Origin of the sequence: Sporocytophaga myxococcoides DSM 11118, from assembly GCF_000426725.1 — a bacterium.
Lineage (GTDB): Bacteria > Bacteroidota > Bacteroidia > Cytophagales > Cytophagaceae > Sporocytophaga > Sporocytophaga myxococcoides.
Map to the genome: position 1 here is coordinate 118,610 of NZ_AUFX01000005.1, position 16,570 is coordinate 135,179.

General features: G+C 35.5%; 20 protein-coding genes. 9 read left to right on the forward strand and 11 right to left on the reverse strand.

Features of this window, described 5'->3' with window-relative positions:
- Positions 1 to 100: 100 nt before the first annotated feature.
- The gene (locus K350_RS30880) at positions 101 to 1,753 is read left to right on the forward strand and encodes a PAS domain-containing sensor histidine kinase (protein ID WP_051312921.1); all 1,653 of its coding nucleotides are present in this window, start codon (positions 101 to 103) and stop codon (positions 1,751 to 1,753) included.
- Positions 1,750 to 2,475, forward strand: a complete 726-nt coding sequence (locus K350_RS0106495; RefSeq protein ID WP_028979210.1) for an SDR family NAD(P)-dependent oxidoreductase — start codon at positions 1,750 to 1,752, stop codon at positions 2,473 to 2,475. The genes K350_RS30880 and K350_RS0106495 overlap by 4 nt, the downstream gene beginning before the upstream one ends.
- A gap of 53 nt (positions 2,476 to 2,528) precedes the next feature.
- Here the strand turns inward: K350_RS0106495 and K350_RS0106500 are convergent, their stop codons facing one another.
- The 5 genes from K350_RS0106500 to egtB all read right to left on the reverse strand — a co-directional run bounded on the left by K350_RS0106500 (position 2,529) and on the right by egtB (position 7,394).
- Entirely contained in the window at positions 2,529 to 3,152 is a 624-nt protein-coding gene (locus K350_RS0106500) for a hypothetical protein (protein WP_156026957.1), read from the reverse strand.
- A gap of 61 nt (positions 3,153 to 3,213) precedes the next feature.
- Complete coding sequence (gene cysM, locus K350_RS0106505; RefSeq protein WP_028979212.1) at positions 3,214 to 4,098, reverse strand: cysteine synthase CysM; 885 nt, start codon at positions 4,096 to 4,098, stop codon at positions 3,214 to 3,216.
- 44 nt (positions 4,099 to 4,142) lie between these two features.
- A complete protein-coding gene (locus K350_RS0106510) occupies positions 4,143 to 4,970 on the reverse strand; it encodes a serine O-acetyltransferase (protein WP_028979213.1) in 828 nt (275 codons plus the stop codon).
- Between the two features lie 147 nt (positions 4,971 to 5,117).
- Complete coding sequence (locus K350_RS0106515; RefSeq protein ID WP_051312922.1) at positions 5,118 to 6,095, reverse strand: L-histidine N(alpha)-methyltransferase; 978 nt, start codon at positions 6,093 to 6,095, stop codon at positions 5,118 to 5,120.
- Between the two features lie 6 nt (positions 6,096 to 6,101).
- Positions 6,102 to 7,394 (reverse strand): ergothioneine biosynthesis protein EgtB, encoded by a 1,293-nt coding sequence (egtB, locus tag K350_RS0106520; RefSeq protein ID WP_245598547.1) that lies wholly within the window; start codon positions 7,392 to 7,394, stop codon positions 6,102 to 6,104.
- A 383-nt stretch (positions 7,395 to 7,777) separates the two neighbouring features.
- On the opposite strand from egtB, the gene K350_RS0106525 reads away from it, so the two are divergent.
- Entirely contained in the window at positions 7,778 to 8,002 is a 225-nt protein-coding gene (locus tag K350_RS0106525) for a YgaP family membrane protein (RefSeq protein WP_028979216.1), read from the forward strand.
- 12 nt (positions 8,003 to 8,014) lie between these two features.
- Here the strand turns inward: K350_RS0106525 and K350_RS0106530 are convergent, their stop codons facing one another.
- A complete protein-coding gene (locus tag K350_RS0106530) occupies positions 8,015 to 8,512 on the reverse strand; it encodes a thioredoxin domain-containing protein (RefSeq protein ID WP_028979217.1) in 498 nt (165 codons plus the stop codon).
- 198 nt (positions 8,513 to 8,710) lie between these two features.
- Entirely contained in the window at positions 8,711 to 9,136 is a 426-nt protein-coding gene (locus tag K350_RS0106535; protein WP_028979218.1) for a hypothetical protein, read from the reverse strand.
- A gap of 83 nt (positions 9,137 to 9,219) precedes the next feature.
- On the opposite strand from K350_RS0106535, the gene K350_RS0106540 reads away from it, so the two are divergent.
- The 3 genes from K350_RS0106540 to K350_RS27730 all read left to right on the forward strand — a co-directional run bounded on the left by K350_RS0106540 (position 9,220) and on the right by K350_RS27730 (position 10,538).
- Positions 9,220 to 9,429: a hypothetical protein gene (locus K350_RS0106540; RefSeq protein WP_028979219.1), complete on the forward strand. Its 210-nt coding sequence runs from the start codon at positions 9,220 to 9,222 to the stop codon at positions 9,427 to 9,429.
- Positions 9,430 to 9,535: 106 nt separating this feature from the next.
- The gene (locus tag K350_RS0106545; RefSeq protein ID WP_028979220.1) at positions 9,536 to 9,760 is read left to right on the forward strand and encodes a hypothetical protein; all 225 of its coding nucleotides are present in this window, start codon (positions 9,536 to 9,538) and stop codon (positions 9,758 to 9,760) included.
- A gap of 58 nt (positions 9,761 to 9,818) precedes the next feature.
- On the forward strand, positions 9,819 to 10,538 hold the full coding sequence (locus K350_RS27730; protein ID WP_051312924.1) for a DsbA family protein: 720 nt from the start codon (positions 9,819 to 9,821) through the stop codon (positions 10,536 to 10,538).
- A gap of 15 nt (positions 10,539 to 10,553) precedes the next feature.
- Here K350_RS27730 and K350_RS27735 read toward each other — a convergent pair whose 3' ends face one another.
- Together K350_RS27735 and K350_RS0106560 are read right to left on the reverse strand one after the other, a co-directional pair.
- The gene (locus K350_RS27735) at positions 10,554 to 11,186 is read right to left on the reverse strand and encodes a hypothetical protein (RefSeq protein WP_051312925.1); all 633 of its coding nucleotides are present in this window, start codon (positions 11,184 to 11,186) and stop codon (positions 10,554 to 10,556) included.
- A gap of 50 nt (positions 11,187 to 11,236) precedes the next feature.
- Positions 11,237 to 11,710, reverse strand: a complete 474-nt coding sequence (locus tag K350_RS0106560) for a DUF4112 domain-containing protein (protein WP_037574433.1) — start codon at positions 11,708 to 11,710, stop codon at positions 11,237 to 11,239.
- Between the two features lie 246 nt (positions 11,711 to 11,956).
- On the opposite strand from K350_RS0106560, the gene K350_RS32285 reads away from it, so the two are divergent.
- Entirely contained in the window at positions 11,957 to 12,214 is a 258-nt protein-coding gene (locus tag K350_RS32285; RefSeq protein ID WP_156026958.1) for a hypothetical protein, read from the forward strand.
- Positions 12,215 to 12,258: 44 nt separating this feature from the next.
- Here K350_RS32285 and K350_RS0106570 read toward each other — a convergent pair whose 3' ends face one another.
- Entirely contained in the window at positions 12,259 to 13,440 is a 1,182-nt protein-coding gene (locus tag K350_RS0106570; RefSeq protein ID WP_028979223.1) for a baeRF3 domain-containing protein, read from the reverse strand.
- Between the two features lie 275 nt (positions 13,441 to 13,715).
- On the opposite strand from K350_RS0106570, the gene K350_RS0106575 reads away from it, so the two are divergent.
- Both K350_RS0106575 and K350_RS0106580 read left to right on the forward strand, forming a co-directional pair.
- Positions 13,716 to 14,252 (forward strand): hypothetical protein, encoded by a 537-nt coding sequence (locus K350_RS0106575; protein WP_028979224.1) that lies wholly within the window; start codon positions 13,716 to 13,718, stop codon positions 14,250 to 14,252.
- Between the two features lie 122 nt (positions 14,253 to 14,374).
- Positions 14,375 to 14,773 (forward strand): hypothetical protein, encoded by a 399-nt coding sequence (locus tag K350_RS0106580; protein ID WP_028979225.1) that lies wholly within the window; start codon positions 14,375 to 14,377, stop codon positions 14,771 to 14,773.
- A gap of 74 nt (positions 14,774 to 14,847) precedes the next feature.
- Here the strand turns inward: K350_RS0106580 and K350_RS0106585 are convergent, their stop codons facing one another.
- Complete coding sequence (locus tag K350_RS0106585; protein ID WP_028979226.1) at positions 14,848 to 16,398, reverse strand: OmpA family protein; 1,551 nt, start codon at positions 16,396 to 16,398, stop codon at positions 14,848 to 14,850.
- Positions 16,399 to 16,570 lie beyond the last annotated feature (172 nt).

Below are 16,570 nucleotides of genomic sequence, written 5' to 3' on the forward strand. Positions count from 1 at the left end.
AATTATCATGCCTTTTTTTATGACTAAATTGTTAGTAAACTCGTAACTCGAACAGTATTAGGATTTTTGTGCAAGTTTATAAGACGGGTTGCAGATTTTTATGACAATTTTTCAAGGCGATATTAACAGGAATACGGTAATTTTAAGGTTATTTCTTTTAACAGGAATCAGCCTTGCTTTTGCTTTTTTTATTTTTACCAATACTTACGAAGACTCGCTTTACAGCTATTTGGTATTCACCACACTTATAGTAGCTCTTGTAGTTATTAATTTGCTGTCTTTAAGGGTGTTCACCCAAAGTAGGAAGGATGTAATCAACAAAGTCAATGCAGATAATATGGTTACTTTGCTTGACAATATCTCCGACATTTGTTGCATATGCGATAAAGATTTCAGATTTATTTATTGGAATAAAGCTGCTCAGGAAATCTCAGGTTATGCATTTGAAGAAATTGCAGGCAAAAGATTTGATGATCTTTTTAAATCAGCATCCACTCCGGAAAGAGATAAACTGATAGGTCAAATGATGATGGAGAAAAGAAAGTCTCTGACTTTTTCTTATGAGGCTTTTATGAAAGGCGTTCTTAATCAGTTTGAAATTACTGTTTTCCCTTCAGGTGAAAACTACATTTATCTGGTAAGAAATATTACGGATAAGTTATTAATAGAACAACAGAATAACAGGACGAATAAAATTCTTGAAGCTACTTCTGATCTTGTGGCAATGGTTAATGTTCAAGGGCAAAATGTATATATGAATTATGCCGGAGTGAAATTGCTGGATGAGAAAAATAATGCTGGAAATATCAGAAGGAGTTTAATGGAAATGCATCCTCCGGATGTTTATAAATATTTGATTACAGAAGCTATACCATATGCGCTAAAGCATGGCACCTGGCAAGGAGAATCAAGATTTATCACTTCTGAAGGAAAAACTATTCCGGTCTCTCAGGTAATTATTGCACACCTGGATTCGCAAGGGCATCTTGAATATATATCTACAATTGCCAGAGATATTTCAAAGGAAAAACAGGCTGAAGAAGAACTGAAGAAGATTAATTTTGAGCTGGATCATTTTGTGTACAGAGCTTCCCATGATTTGAGAGCTCCCCTTACTTCCATTAGGGGATTAGTGGAAATATCTCTGGAAGAAAAGGACACACAAAAGCTTAAGCAATACATGTCTTTTGTTGGGGAATCGGCCAAAAAACTGGATAATTATATCATTAACCTCTTATCCATATCAAGAAATGATCGTCTTGAAATGGAGCAACGCCCAATTGATTTTTCAATACTCATACAAGAAGCCATAGATGAATTGAGATTCCTGAAAAATGCAGACAGGATAAACATCACCTGGGATATTTCATGTGATGGTCAATTCTGCTCAGACCTGATCAGGTTAAAAATTATTTTCAAAAATATCATTTCGAACGCCATAAAATATCAGCGTATAAATATCGCTAATTCATTTCTTTCCATAAATATCAGTGGTAGTCCTCAATTGATTAGGGCTGTTTTTACTGATAATGGTATCGGGATCCACGAAGATTCCAAAGAAAGGATATTTGATATGTTTTACAGGGGAACTGAGTTGTCTGATGGTTCGGGTTTGGGACTTTATATTGTCAAGAGTGTAATAGAAAAGTTAAAAGGCCGAATACAGCTGCATTCCAAAATTTCTGAGGGTACTACAACTATAATTGAGATTCCTGGTTATTCTATGAAAAAGGAAGCCGATCAGGAACTATGAAATATTATATAATAACAGGAACCAGCAAGGGATTAGGAAAAGCAATTGCAGAGCGTATTTTGTCTGATCCCGGCAATTTTGTTATAGGAATCTCACGCACCGCCTCTATTCACCACGATAATTACGAGCACCTCTTCATAAACCTTTCAGAGGTTGATTCACTTCATAAGTTTTACAATAGTATTTTCCCAAATTTTAAAAATCCTTCAAAGATTTGTCTGATTAATAATGCAGGCAGTATTGGTGAAATTACTTATCTGGGAAAACAACATGATAGTAAGATCATAGATGGATATAACTGTAATGTTATAGCCCCTGCTTTACTCATGAATGAATTTGTGAGCAGATATAGAAATAATGATGCATCAAAATTGATTTTAAATATCAGCTCCGGTGCAGGTAAAAAACCTGTCGACGGGTGGTCTGTTTATTGCAGCTCAAAAGCAGCTCTTGATATGCAGACCGCTGTGGCTGCCAACGAAGCTAAGTTTTCACATAGCAATTTCAGATTTTTCTCTCTTGCTCCCGGAATATTAGACACACCTATGCAGACTGAGATTAGAAAAGTTTCACCGGAAGATTTTAGTCGTGTAGAGGAATTCATTAATTATAAAAAGGAGCACATGCTGGTATCTCCCGAAAAGGTTGCAGAGAAGATATGGAGACTACTTGAAAATGAAAATAATTACAAAGGAGTTGTAATGTCTGTAAATGAAGTTTAAAGGAGCCTGGTCAGGGCTCTCATTTTTTATACAGAATATATATGTAGGTAAGATCAACGACTGAGGCCTTTAGTAATCAGTATACCTGATACTTTGGCAGAATCAGATAGTGTTTCAATATCTATATTTTCCCTTGCGGACGCTGATAAAGTGTTAGTATCAATTAGGAAGGTAATTCCGAGGCGTTCAAGACCAAAGGCCGGACCATCTTCAGTATTTCCGGCCCAGTCAATAAAATGGTAACTTTTTATATCTCCTACTTTTGAGCCTATTCCTATTCCTGATCTTGTTTTATATCTTTTGTCGTATACCTTAATTCTCCAGATTTTGCAGGAGTCCGTGCATATTGGGTCTACTCTAAGATACCTTGAGGTGTCTCTGCTGGTTTTTATAAAATAAGCTTCAAATTTTTGTCCTTCGGATGTAAAGGAAGATTTGCTAATTTGGGACTTATCATAATAATTGAAAATGCTTCCAATAGGCATGTCTATAGTTAAATTTCCAGCACGTTCTTTAGAAATTGCGTATTCATCCGGAACTTCTATAATGCCCTTTTCATTATAACCTGTTGTTGACTCTGATCCTGTACTTGTTTTTTTTGAACTTTCACAAGAGAAAAGATAAAAAACTCCTACCAGCAACGCTGTCCTTTGACGAATATAAGATGAAAAAGACATTTGACCTTTTATATTGATTTCAGATAGAAAACTGATATCAATATAAAAGGTTTTTAGAGTTTTACTGGCCAAATAAATCAGTAGATAAATACCTGTCTCCTCGGTCGCATATGATGCAAACGATAACACCTTTATCTAGTTCCTTAGCAAGTTTTATTGATGCTGCCATAGCTCCTCCACTGCTCATTCCTCCAAAGATAGCCTCTTCTTTACTGAGTCTTCTGGCTGTATTAGTGGCATCTTCCTGTGATACATCAATAATTCTATCTATCCTTGACGGATCAAATATTTTAGGAAGATATTCCTTCGGCCATCTTCTGATTCCTGGTATCTGTGAGCCATCCATAGGCTGGACACCAACAATTTGTATGGATTCGTTTTTTTCCTTTAAAAATTTAGAAGTACCCATTATGGTGCCAGTAGTACCCATTGAAGATACAAAATGAGTTATCTTATGTTCTGTATCCCTCCAGATTTCCGGACCTGTACCATGGTAGTGCCCCATATAATTATCTGGGTTCGCGAACTGGTTAAGCATAAAATAACCTCCTCCAGCGACCTTCTCATGAGCAAGGTCAATAGCGCCTTCCATTGACTTCTCTGAAGGAGTAAGGATCACCTTTGCTCCAAAAGCTTCCATTGTTAGTACTCTTTCCCTCGTTGCATTAGATGGCATGATTATTTCAATTTCCAGTCCGAATAAACGTGCTATCATGGCGAGGGCTATTCCGGTATTCCCACTTGTTGCTTCTACAAGCTTCATCCCTGATTTTAACTCACCGCGGGAAAGGGCGCCTTTGATCATACTATAAGCTGCTCTGTCTTTTACGCTTCCACCAGGATTGTGTCCCTCCAGCTTGGCAAAAATTTTTACAGCTTTGTTCGGGTTTATATTTTTTATTTCGACCAGTGGAGTATTTCCAACAAAGTCAAGAAGTGATGCCATTGAGTAGAATTTTATAATCTTTTAATCTATAATATTTTGATTTATCAATATCCGGGGAGTCCTTTGATGTCTTCCAATTTACCAATTTCAATCTGAGCTTTATGGTATACAGTGGAAAAAGGAGGGACAGTTTTAGTCAGCCAGACATTTCCTCCAACAATGCTGTGGTGCCCAATGATAGTATCGGCGCCAAGGATTGTTGCTCCTGCATAGATAACAACATGATCTTCTATTGTAGGATGTCTTTTTTTGCTTGCCATACTTTTGTTTACACTTAGTGCTCCAAGCGTTACTCCCTGATATATTTTAACATGGCTTCCGATTATGGAGGTTTCACCGATAACGATACCTGTGCCATGGTCTATGCAAAAGTGTGAACCAATTTCAGCTCCCGGGTGAATATCAATACCTGTCTTTGAATGAGCAAACTCAGTAACAATTCTGGCTAAAACAGGAATCGACATCTTAGAAAGTGCATTGGCCATTCTATACATGGCAATGGCATAAAAACCCGGATAAGCTCTTATTACCTCATATGCACTGGTAGCAGCAGGGTCGCCGATAACAATTGCCTCAACATCTGATTTTAACTTATCAAAAATGCCAGGTAAGTAATCCAGAAAACCGTTAGTAATAACTTCAGCCTTTTTAGGGAGGAATCTTTGCATCGATTGAAAAGCAGCTAAAAGCTGTTGATGCAGCTCTTTATATCTTGCTTCAACCTCCTCAATATTTCCGTATTGTTTTTCAGATAATTCCGGAAACATCAGCTTTAGATATTCATTTAAAATTTCATATATGCTTTCAGGCTGGGGATTAGGTTTCGCCAGTTTGTAAGAAAGAAATACCTTGTTAATAAATTCACTTTTCATTTTGCTTAACAAATTTTTCAAATTGCTTACCTACTCAGGAGTCTATCCCTTAATTCTTTATATAAAGAATTATAAAGTATATGAAATTAAAACAATTTTATCCTTCAGTGTGGTTCGCGGTGCAAAATAAGCAAAATGTGTTAACTTTTATTTTTTCACCCACAGAGAGTCTGTGAAATATTTGTTATCATCGTAAAAGTTCTGAATTTTGGCAAAACCTGTAAGATCCGCCAGTGTTTCTATTTCATTTTCGGAATATTTCTTTGAGACTTCTGTCTGAATACTTTCCCACGCTCTGAAACTAACATTAAGATCAAGAGCTTTAAGTCTCACACTATGGTTTACTGTGCTTACCAAAAAGCTTTTACATTCTCCTGTAGCAGGATCGTAGTATGGGAAATGTTTGAAGTATTCAATTTTAAAATCACCTGAAAACTCCTTGTTGATTCTTTCCAGTAAATTGAGATTGAACTTCGCAGTAATGCCCTCTGAGTCGTCATAAGCTTTTAAAATCAATCTTGGATCTTTTTTCAGATCAAAACCTGTGAGAACTAAATCTCCTGCCTTAAGACAGCTGCTAAGCTCTTTATAAAAGTTAATACTTTCTTTCGTGCTGAAATTACCAATATTACCTCCCATAAACAGCACTACTTTTCTTTTTCCTTCAAATTTCCGAAGTTCAGACATGGCGCTGAAATAATCATTACATTGAGGTTTTAATACTAGTTCCGGAAATTCTTCGCTGAGTTCGGATGATAATAAGTTGAGAATATTTTCTGAAATATCTACCGGCATGTATTGAAAGGCAGCTTTTTTATCAGTTAAAAATTTTAGGAGTATTCTGGTCTTAAGTCCATCACCTGCGCCCAGTTCAATAAGGTCAAAAGGTTTGTTGTAGTGGATAAAATAATCAAGAAGATCTTCCTTATTGTTTTGCAGAATTTGAAATTCAGCTCTTGTAAGATAATATTCCTCAAGATTCATTATCTTCTGGAATAAAACATCTCCTTTATCATCATACAAATATCTTGATGGAAGATATTTCGGGATGCTACTTAACCCTTTGATAAGGTCTTCTGCAAAGTTCTCCTGGTTAATAGTTTTCACAATATCTGATATGTCCATTACTTTTTATATATAGTCTGCCAATCTTATTCCTGTATACTGCCATCTTTTTTCTGTTTGAAAAAAATTTCTGTAGGTTGGTCGTATATGCGATAATGGCGTTGCGCAAGAACCCCCTCTAAGCACCATCTGGTTTATCATAAATTTACCATTGTATTCCCCAATAGCTCCAGGTTCTTTTTTATAGTAGGGATAAGGTAAATATGCACTGTTTGTCCATTCCCAGCAGTCTCCGAATAACTGAAGGTTGTTTTCGCTTTCTCTTACCTTTGGCTCAAAAGCCAGACTTTCCATAAAGTTATTTTTATTACCAGGGTTTGGTGTGTAGAGCAGACATGCACTTTCCCATTCCTGCTCTGTTAGTAATCTTTTATTCTTCCATTTGGCATAAGCATCGGCTTCATAAAAGCTGATATGTGTAACGGGTTTGTTTCTATCAACTTTTGTAAGACCTTCTGTGAGAGTATAGTAATGCCATTCATTCTCTAATCTATGCCAATATAGAGGAGCTTCTATATGATTCTGATTCACCCATTCCCATCCTGAAGAAAGCCAGAATGTAAAATTTTTATATCCCTTGTCTTCAATGAAGTCAATGTATTCTCCATTGGTTACAAGTCGGTTTAGAAAACGAAAGGGATGAAGATATACTTTATGTTTAGCTCTTTCATTATCGTAAGAGAAATTATCTGTATCTGAAGTTCCTATTTCGTACAGTCCTTCTTCTACTTCCAGATATTTCTCAACTGATTCACCATGGAGAACTGATGCAACGGATGTTTCTATTCTGGGAAATAAAGACGGATATAAAGGGTTATGACCTAATATGTATTTTATATCCGTAATCATAAGTTCCTGATGTTGTTGTTCGTGGTTAATTCCAAGAGTTATCAGTTTTGATAATTCATCAGAAGGAAAAGGAACAGAATCTAGGAGCGTTATAATAGCCTCGTCAACAAAGATTCTATATTGATATATTTCTTCTACTGAAGGTCTTGTCATATTACCTCTGTCACCTCTGGATACCCTGTTCCCTAAGCTTTCATAATAACTGTTAAAAAAAAAGGCAAAAGATGGATTGTATTCCTTGTATTTATCTGAGTACACCATCAATATAAAGTATTCGAAGAACCATGTTGTATGTCCAAGGTGCCATTTGGGTGGGCTTACATCCATGATTGGTTGTGCAACGTAATCTTCAGTTTTCAGGTGTTTGCAAATTGCTACCGTTGAGCTTCTGGTTTCCAGATATTTTACTTTAAGTATCTCCTTAGTTGGTGATACAATCTTTTTTTCCAAAATGGAATTTTTCCCCTTCATATTATAAGTAAACCAGCTTATAATCCTCTTTGTTAATGCGCATTAAAAACTTAAGAAGTAGAGAAATTAATATTTGTATGGAAATGTTCTTTTAATGTAAGAATGTTCACTCCGGATATGACGATGGTGAATATAACAGGCTTGTGAGCTTATCTTTTTCTTTTAATCAGGTAATTTATTTACCAGATTTAAATCTAAGTTTTTCATTAGAAAAAGATAAAGTTATTATGATCTTTGGTTTGATAAGGATTGAGGTTGAATGGAATCTTTTAATTCCCTTATAAAATCGATAACCTTGGAAAGACCTTGAGATCTGTATTATAAGAAATCTTAATAAATTATAATTTGTGAATTTTAAAGTTATGGCTGCGAACGTATGTGGTAGGGAAAAGACAGCACGATGGATTGTTGGAATTATTTTATTTGTTGCAGGGATCGTTGTTGCCGGTACGGCAGGATGGATCATGGGGATTGGAGGAGTGGTATTGATATTAACAGCAATGTTCTCATACTGTCCGGTAAATGCTATGTTTCATAGAAATACCTGCATGGTCCGAACTCCTGGAAACAGGGATATTGATATATGAAAAAAGAAGTGGTTATTCGCCACTTCTTTTTTTAGTTTTTGTTACTTTTGAAGTATTTTTTACAAGTTTCGCATCCCGGGATGCAGGTGCAGAAGTTGCACGAGCAATGGGAATCTCAAATTCCAGAGTGGTAAGTAAAACCTGCTCTATTGGTTTTTGAGGAAGACCTTCAATTCTACTTATTTCTTTTCCGTCTCGTTCTATAATATAAGTAGGAATCTGCGCAATCTGATAATTTTTTTCCAATTCTTCAGGGCTTTTTAAATTTCCATCTACAAGATAAATTTGAATCTGGTCTTCTGTAAACCCCGCCATATCTGCTGTTTTATATAATTTTGCCAAAGCCTCCTGAGTCTTGTCCTGCCATATACCTCCGAAAAAAACTACTTTTATTCCGGCGGGTAACTGTTGAAGTGAAGCAATTTCATTTTCAAGAGGAATATATCTATTGTAAACTTTCTGAAACCATCTTGAATCTTCCAGATAATAAATATCTACAGTACCAATCATTCTGTTTTCTGAAGACCCTTGATTACTAACACAAGATAAACACACGCTAATTAAACATAATAGTAAAATCTGTCTCAAACTTTTCATACCAACAATTGAATATTGCACTTCTGATACAATTGTAACAGCTGGTTTTGATGTCTTGTTAATAAAAAAGCCGGCTTTCAGTCCGGCTGTGGGTTTCAGAAGAAGTATGTTTTAAAGATACTTGTTCTTTTCTATTATTTCATAATTATAGACGAAGGTGTCTAATTCCTCTTGATCAATGATATTGCCTGTTGTAATAATTTCCTGTTCAGTATCTAATAGATCAGGGAAGCCGTCTGGCAAAATAAAATCTTCATAATTATTTCTCTCGTCCTGAAGATAAAGGTGCGGCAAGTCTGGGTATTCAGGATCATCAATAATGTCTATCAAATAGAAATGTCCCGTTCTTATTACTTCAAAAGTAGTATCGCCTGATTTTTCTTTAACTCCTTCTGTCTGTATCAGATATTCATAATCTCCAGACACATTCCAGAAAAATTTTTCTTTTTTAATGCTCGAATTGATCAGTAATAAAAGCCTACCTTCTACGCTTTTAAGTAATTCAAAATTTCCCTGATTTAGCACTTTACCTCTCATAATATAGCCCTCCTGTTCTATTACTTCCTTAACAGAATAAAAAAAATTATAGTTTTGTATCTGTAATCACATAGGGAACAATTATGGCATTATCGTTTGAAAATATAAGAGTAGGGAAGAAGTATATTTTGAAAAACTATGGTGAAAAGGCATTATTTCAGGTTTTAGAGAAGACTGCAGATAATGACTTTCGGGTAAAAGACCTTCAAACCCTTGAAAATTATATGATTTCAGATCTTATTAGATATGGGAAAGGTAACGATTATGATTTTTATGAACTGGAAAAATATTAGATTATAGTGACTTTATAAAAGTATTCTCAATTAATCTTAGGGGGCTTTCTTTGAGATAAACAATCGAATCTCCTGCGGGGTTTTATAAAGGAAGGGAGGATGTGTTATGAGAAATTTGGTGATCATTTTGGCATTGTCAGGACTGATGTCCTGTAAAGATTTTACTATTGCAGAGAGTGCAGATCACTTTGGGACAGGAACTATAAATGAGCCTGGTACAGCGGTGAATCCTCAGCCGGGGGTGGATCTCTATGAAGAAATTAATAGAGAAAACTTTGAAAACATCAATGCTGAAAATAGAGCAGACTCGCTGCAGCAAGAGGGGATATAAAATTATGATGTTACCTTTTACTAGCTCTTTTAATTTTTAATTTTATATATTAAAAAATATGTCTTTTAAATCTCTTATTGCAACAGCTATTGTAATCGTTGTTATTGCTGTTTTTTCTATGGCCTTTAAGTTAAGGCAGGAAAACAACATTATAAAGCCTGAACTGATTTATGTAGGTGATGTCATGTGTTCCTGGTGCTATGGCTTCTCTCCGGAGATTACAGCTGTAAAAGAACATTTTAAAGATGAAGTAGATTTTAAGCTTTTAAACGGAGGATTAAGGCCAAATACAAAGGAACCAATGGATGCTGAAATGAAAAAATTTCTGAGGCAGCATTGGAAAGAGGTGACAAAGGCAACCGGACAGCCATTTAGTTATAATATGCTGGCAGACTCAAGCAAGTTTGTTTTCAACACTGAGCCAGCGGCCAGAGCGGTTGCAACAGTACGTAAATTAAAACCAGGTTCGGAATTTGAATTCTTTAAAAGAGTTCAAAATTCGTTTTATGTTAAAAATAGAAATACTTCAGATATAAACACCTACTTGGAATTGCTTCCAGAGTTTAACATAGATAGGGAATCATTTAAGGAAAGCTTTAACACAGAACAAATGAAGCAGTCAGTTGCCGGAGAATTTAAACAGGCTGAATCTTTAGGTGTCAGTGGTTTTCCTGCCGTATTGTTAAATGTAAATGGGCAGTATATCATGATCACTAACGGATATTCTAAAAGAGGAGAGGTGATCAGAGTAATCGAAAAAGCATTGGGAAAAAAATAAGGGAGTGTTGCTCCCTTACAATGAATCTTCAGAAGATGTTGTTTCCTTTATAATTTCATTCAGCCCCTTCTGCTGCCAGTCGGCTTTATTCCAGCCTTTTTCAATAGCATTCAGTCTCGACTTTTTTCCCGGGTGAGTAGGGAATTCCTGATCTCTGCATAAACCGTTTACAGCAGCTTGCGATTCTTTCAGAGATGCCCCCATTTTCCTTAATATAAATCCTGAGAATTCATCACACTCCAGTTCCACTCTGTGATTACTTCCTCCCTTTATCAGTGTATGTCCGTTAAGATGGTGTCCTATCTCATGAGCAAGTATGCTGATAGCAGCCCAATTGGTATGCACCGAATTGTTTATTGATGAAATAAAGCTAGGATTGTATAATATATACCTTTTGTCTTTCTGTATAATAGCTGTGGCATTAGGTACATTGGCAGGTTTTATTTCAAAGTTGGCTTTTAATCCTATTACACCAAGGATAGCTTTAATGACAACTCTGGTGTCTTTATCTGATTTTATACCTGATTTAAAAATGGATTCTATACTGGTATTTTCGTCAGTATTTCCGGGTGTTTTAGCAAAACTACAAAAGGTTGTTGCAGCGCAAAAGGACAGTGTTAAAAGGGAGAGGCGGATTTTATTTATCATGTTTCTTAAACAAATATCTAGGATGAAATCGTTCGGAAATTTTTAGGTATTTAGAAAATATGAATAATGAAACTTACAAATTTAAATATCGAAAATAAAAGCAACGCAAAGAGGCCTATTAAAGCAAGCATAATTGTCAGTATAATACCATTTCCATTACCTTGGTGTTTACCTTCGTAATAATGCTCTTTCAGTAATTCTATATTTCTTTTGTTTGCTTTAAATCCGAAATCAAATAAAGAACCTATAAATGGAACTGTGCCAATCATGGCATCCAGAAGTATATTAAGGCTCATGACAATAACTACTTTTCTGCTGGCTCCATATCTTGTCAAGTACAACATAAGTATTGCAGATATGATAAAGCCTGCGAAATCACCTATCCCTGGTATAAGACCGATCAAAGGATCCCAGCCAAATTTTAATTTAGTTCCGGGTATTCTGAACTTACTATCAAGAAAATTGGATATCTTTTCTACCAAAGCGAGATTGGGAGCTTCCGTTAAGTTTTGGTTTTGAATCATTTGTTTAATTAATAATTTTTTAACAGGCAAGTAATAACTCAGTTATTTTAGGGCGCTAGTTTTGGCTTAATAACTCATTAAACAATCCGCGCTATGTCTCTTTCTCTTTCTTTGTCAAATACTCATTCAGGAAGCATAAAAAAAAATACCCATATTAAGTTCATTTTTTCCTGGGTAGCGTTATTCCTCACCTTTGTTTTTTGCTGGGAAATGTTGATTTTTTATACACTTAAACCATGCACAATTATGCTTGGAGTTATTTCATTTGTAATGGTTTATTATTTCAAGGGAAGTGGCTCGATTATCTTAATCGCTTTATTATCCTGTGTATTGGCTCTTTCAGGATATTTAATTGCCATGTATACCTATTGCACAGTTATACTAACTTCAAATTTCTATACGACTAATGATTTTTATCTTTCATTCGTGCAAGAAAATTTTTCGTCTGTAGAATATTCTTTGTTGATGGCTGGTACATACTTTGCATATGCATTAAAAAAATAGCTGGTCCTTTTATATAGAAAAGACCAGCTATCATTTGGAAAGAATCAAAATCTGAATACAGCAACCATTGGCTTACCAGCTTCCGGCATTTCCTCTGCAGTTACCTCGTAAACAAATCCACCGTTTTCAATAGTGAATGCAGCAGCTTTAGTAGTCAAAGAGGTACTATCTTTGTCGGTAGCTTTACCCATCTTGGTTTCCTTTGACTGTTCATTAAAGGTTCCCCATAAATGGTTATTTTTTTCGATAAAGAGTGTATCAATTCTTCCGGCCTGGGCTTCTCTTACAATTTCATCTATTGAGTAAGATGTTTTGCCAGTGCCTGCAAAAGCGTGATAAGTATCAATTTTCTTTTTAAGAGGTTTGAGCATTTCTCCTCTCATTACATTAATAGATTTTTCAAAAATCTCTTGATCAAGAAGGTGATCAGGGTTTCCATTTACACCTTCTTTGAAAAGGTTAGGATATGAATTTGCCTTCTGATAAACTGAATGCATATTATCAACAGCATAAAGCACTAAAGGTAATTTTTCTTCGTCCCTTAAAGCTTCGTTGACCCCAGTATTGATCTGTCTGAAGAATTCCAGAGTATACTGATCATTGTAGAAACTATCTGTATGAGAATGGAGAATAGTGCCGCCCCCCATGTTTTTGCTTCCCATATTTTTGCCTTGCATGGTTCTTTTGGTAAATTCATACTGGGATAATATTTCATCTATGTTTTGTGGAACTGAAGAAGGAAGGGCAATTTCCTCAAAGTGATACCTGCTATTCCTGAATAATTTTACTTTTTTCTGACTTAAAGCCAATGTATAAAATTTCCCTTCTTCTCTGAAAAAGATAAATAAAGGATCAAGTACAAATGCATTACCCACATAGTTTTCAGCTTCAAATGAAACTGGCAAGCGGAAGTAACTTATGTTTTCATCATTCATAAACACTGCCAGGCCTTTGTCTTGAAGATGCCAGAACCCGGTATCATTCAAAAGGTTAAAAGCCGGAGCCAATAGTTCTGTAACATACTTTTCCTGATAATTCTTTTTCAGAAGTTTATCTCTAACCTCTGTCAGTTGGTTCTTAAACTGCAACCAGTCAAGGCCTTCATTTACTTCCATCCCTTTATTGTGGGTTGGTATAAATATAGAAATACAGTTTTGGCTTTTAATACCTGCAAGTCTTTCGAAATCTTCCCTCGTTAATCTATCCATATCCATATCTATCATCATTCCCCTATGTTACATCATAAAAACAACATGTGCCTTCCAATTAGTTTGCTTATTGATAAGGCAAAAATAGTTCAGTAATTGTTGAATTTTTGTGGATAAAATCCCTTGGTAAGCTGAGAAACAATTTCATTTTTATCATGTTAAAATCAAACAATTACCGCCCAAGTTTAAAAAAAGCGAGAAACAGAGCGAGAGCGAATGTACTTGCTTGTAGCATTCTCTCGCACTATAAATACTAATAAAATTTAGTTCAGGACTCTCAAATTTCAAGCTCTATGAAAAGAAAAGAATTAGTAATGGTTTTTTGGAATGACCTAAAACTCTCTTTTGAACAGCTTGAGTCTATTATCAGGTTGTTAAAGCCGGTTGTATCTGAAATATTTGTTTTTTCCAAAACAGAAGAAGGACGTCTTGCAGCTCAGTGTTTGTGCACGGGCAGCTACGTGCAGTTCGGTGATACATTTCCTGAAAAGGTACATAATGCTTTTCTTAAAGCTTATATGAAGAATTTTGATCATACAATTTTTCTTGATTATACCGAGGTGTGTCTTACTTTAAATCCTCGCACAATCATAGAAGTTTTTAGTTTGCTTGATGAAAAAAAGCTGGTAGTTGGACGAAATGAAGTAAACAGGATGGTCCTCTTAGGAATGGCTGGTTTCCTGCCTCACGTATTTGAGGAGAAATTTTATTTCGAAATGCTGGGAGAGTCTATTTTGGAAGAAAGATCATTTAATAAAAAGAATATTATCGAATTTGGTATCGTGCCGGATAAACGTACTTCATTCGTTTTTTCATTAAAAGATAACTAAGCCCAAAATAAAGATTGAACGTAAGTATGGTGTTAGAACTCCTTAAATTCCTTAAACTCCTCAAAATATTCCTATCTTAAGTCTTTAAGCTCTGTGCTGCAAAACAATATTCATGCATAGTTTTGTTTCCTTTAAAAAGAAAAGAAATTATGAATGGAATGAAGTGTTGGTTGTTGGGAGCAATGATATTCTTCTCAGCAAATATAATGGCACAGAGTGGTCAAAATTACAAACAGCAATTTGCACCATTAACAAAAAAAGAAGTGGCAGTACAGCAAAAATATTATGGAACCACTGAAGATAAGCAATACAGCGCAATTCATAATTATAAAAAAAATCTTTCAAAACCTTATGATGCTTCTGCTGTCATTGAAGAGTGTGATGGAGTTTTAGTTTATGAATCTTCCAGCGGGAGTGAAAGGGAAGCTTCTCAAAAAAATGAATGTGATTTATCCGGTGGAGCTTATATAGAACAAAACTATAAAAAAACCTTTAGTGCTGACAAAGGTGAGCTGATGTAGATAATTTTAATAAAAAACTCATTGATAAAAAAGATATCAATGAGTTTTTTATTGGTATTAATTATTCTTGATTTTTATTCTTTCAATATCGTAATTTCTACCATATTGCCACCCTCATTAGATTTGTTTCCTTTTTTCTTGTCTCCATAACCTACTGGTTTTATCCTTGTACTTGCAGTGCCTTTTTGGGTGAGATAAGATGCTATAGCATCTGCCTGCTTTTGTGTAATATCATTATGATAAATTTTGCGGATAAATTGTGTTGTGTCTAGAGTTACAGTTTCCTCCTTGACTTCTGTAAGTTCAGGAGATTGTACTGTGTCTGACTTTACTTCAGGAATAGAAGTCCCTATTTCAATTGCAGCAGTTGGATTTTCCTGAAGCCATTTTACCAGTTTATCAAGATCCATAGAAGAGGATGGAGATAAAGAACTTCCTTCAAACTGGATATTGGAAAGATCAATAGCAGTGTTAAGTTTTACTGCCGGTAATTTGAAATCCTTTTCCTTGTATACAGATTTTGTAAGCGTATCAAGTGGAATATGGTTGCCATTGTAGAACCAGCCTTTGATGCTGCCATAAGCTGTGACATCAAATGTTTTTCCTTTGGGCAGTATGATCAGGTAGGGCTCATCTTGTTTCAGATTAATAACTGAAATAAGTTTTTTGGAAGGAAGTTCTGTTACTATAATTTTGCCGGCAACAGTTTTTCCAGTTTCTTCTTTTATTTTTCCTGCAAGCAGAAATACTCTGTCGGGTTGGAACTCCGGAGAAAGCTTACTTCTATAAATATCTTTTGATTTGCCATTGACCGCAGTATAATAGATCATTTCAGCATTGGCAGGAATCGCTGCATAAACCTCATCAGTTTTAGAATTGATATAGGTGAGTGGTATTGGTGTTGTCCAGCTTCCGTCATCTTTACGCTGAGTCTTGTAAAAGTCAAATCCTCCTTTTCCTCCTGCTCTTTCGGAAGAAAAGATTAATGTTTTTCCATCTGAAAGAATTCTTGGAGAGCATTCACAGCCGGAGTTAACTGGAGCGGGAAGGTCAACAGGTTCTCTGAAGCCTTCTTTGCTTGTACGTTGAGAAACAGTTATCTTACCGCAGGGCAGCCCTGTAGATGATTTTTTGTCTGTCCATTTTACAAAGTATAGTTGTTTGCCATCGGGAGATAGACTTGGATCAGCTTCTCCTAGTGTTGAATTTAAAGGTTTTCCGGGGTTCTTGGGAGTAGACCATCCGGTTGGTGTTTTTTCAATCATCCAGATATCATTGCTTCCTATACCACCATACCTGTTGCTAGAAAAGAATATTTCATTCCCCATAGGGCTTAAATTATATCCAAGATTGTTGTTAAGCTTAGTAGAAGGGGTATTCAGAGCTGTTACTTCATCAGGCCTTGTCCAGACCCCTGATTTAAGATAGCTTATAACCGGGTATGGTTTTTCCTCACCATAGTTGGATAGGAATAGTAATGTCTTGCCATCAGCGCTAACGCTGGGGTTTAATTCTTCTCCCAGTGGTGAATTGATCGGCTGACTGAGGCTTGTGCCTTGAGAATAAGCCTTTTTTGTTGTGTTGAAACAAATAATGAAAAAAAGTAAGAATGAAAGTCTTTTCATAGAATTTTAATACTTGTTTTTGGAAATAAAGTAAAAACCGATGTCAGGTCCAAGCTTTAACGTGGAAAATAAAAAGATAGATAATCTTTGAATCAATTTACGTAAATTTTAACAAGCCTGATGTGTCCTGAAGAATAGGAGGATAGATAAATTGGAGGAAAGTACAAAAGAT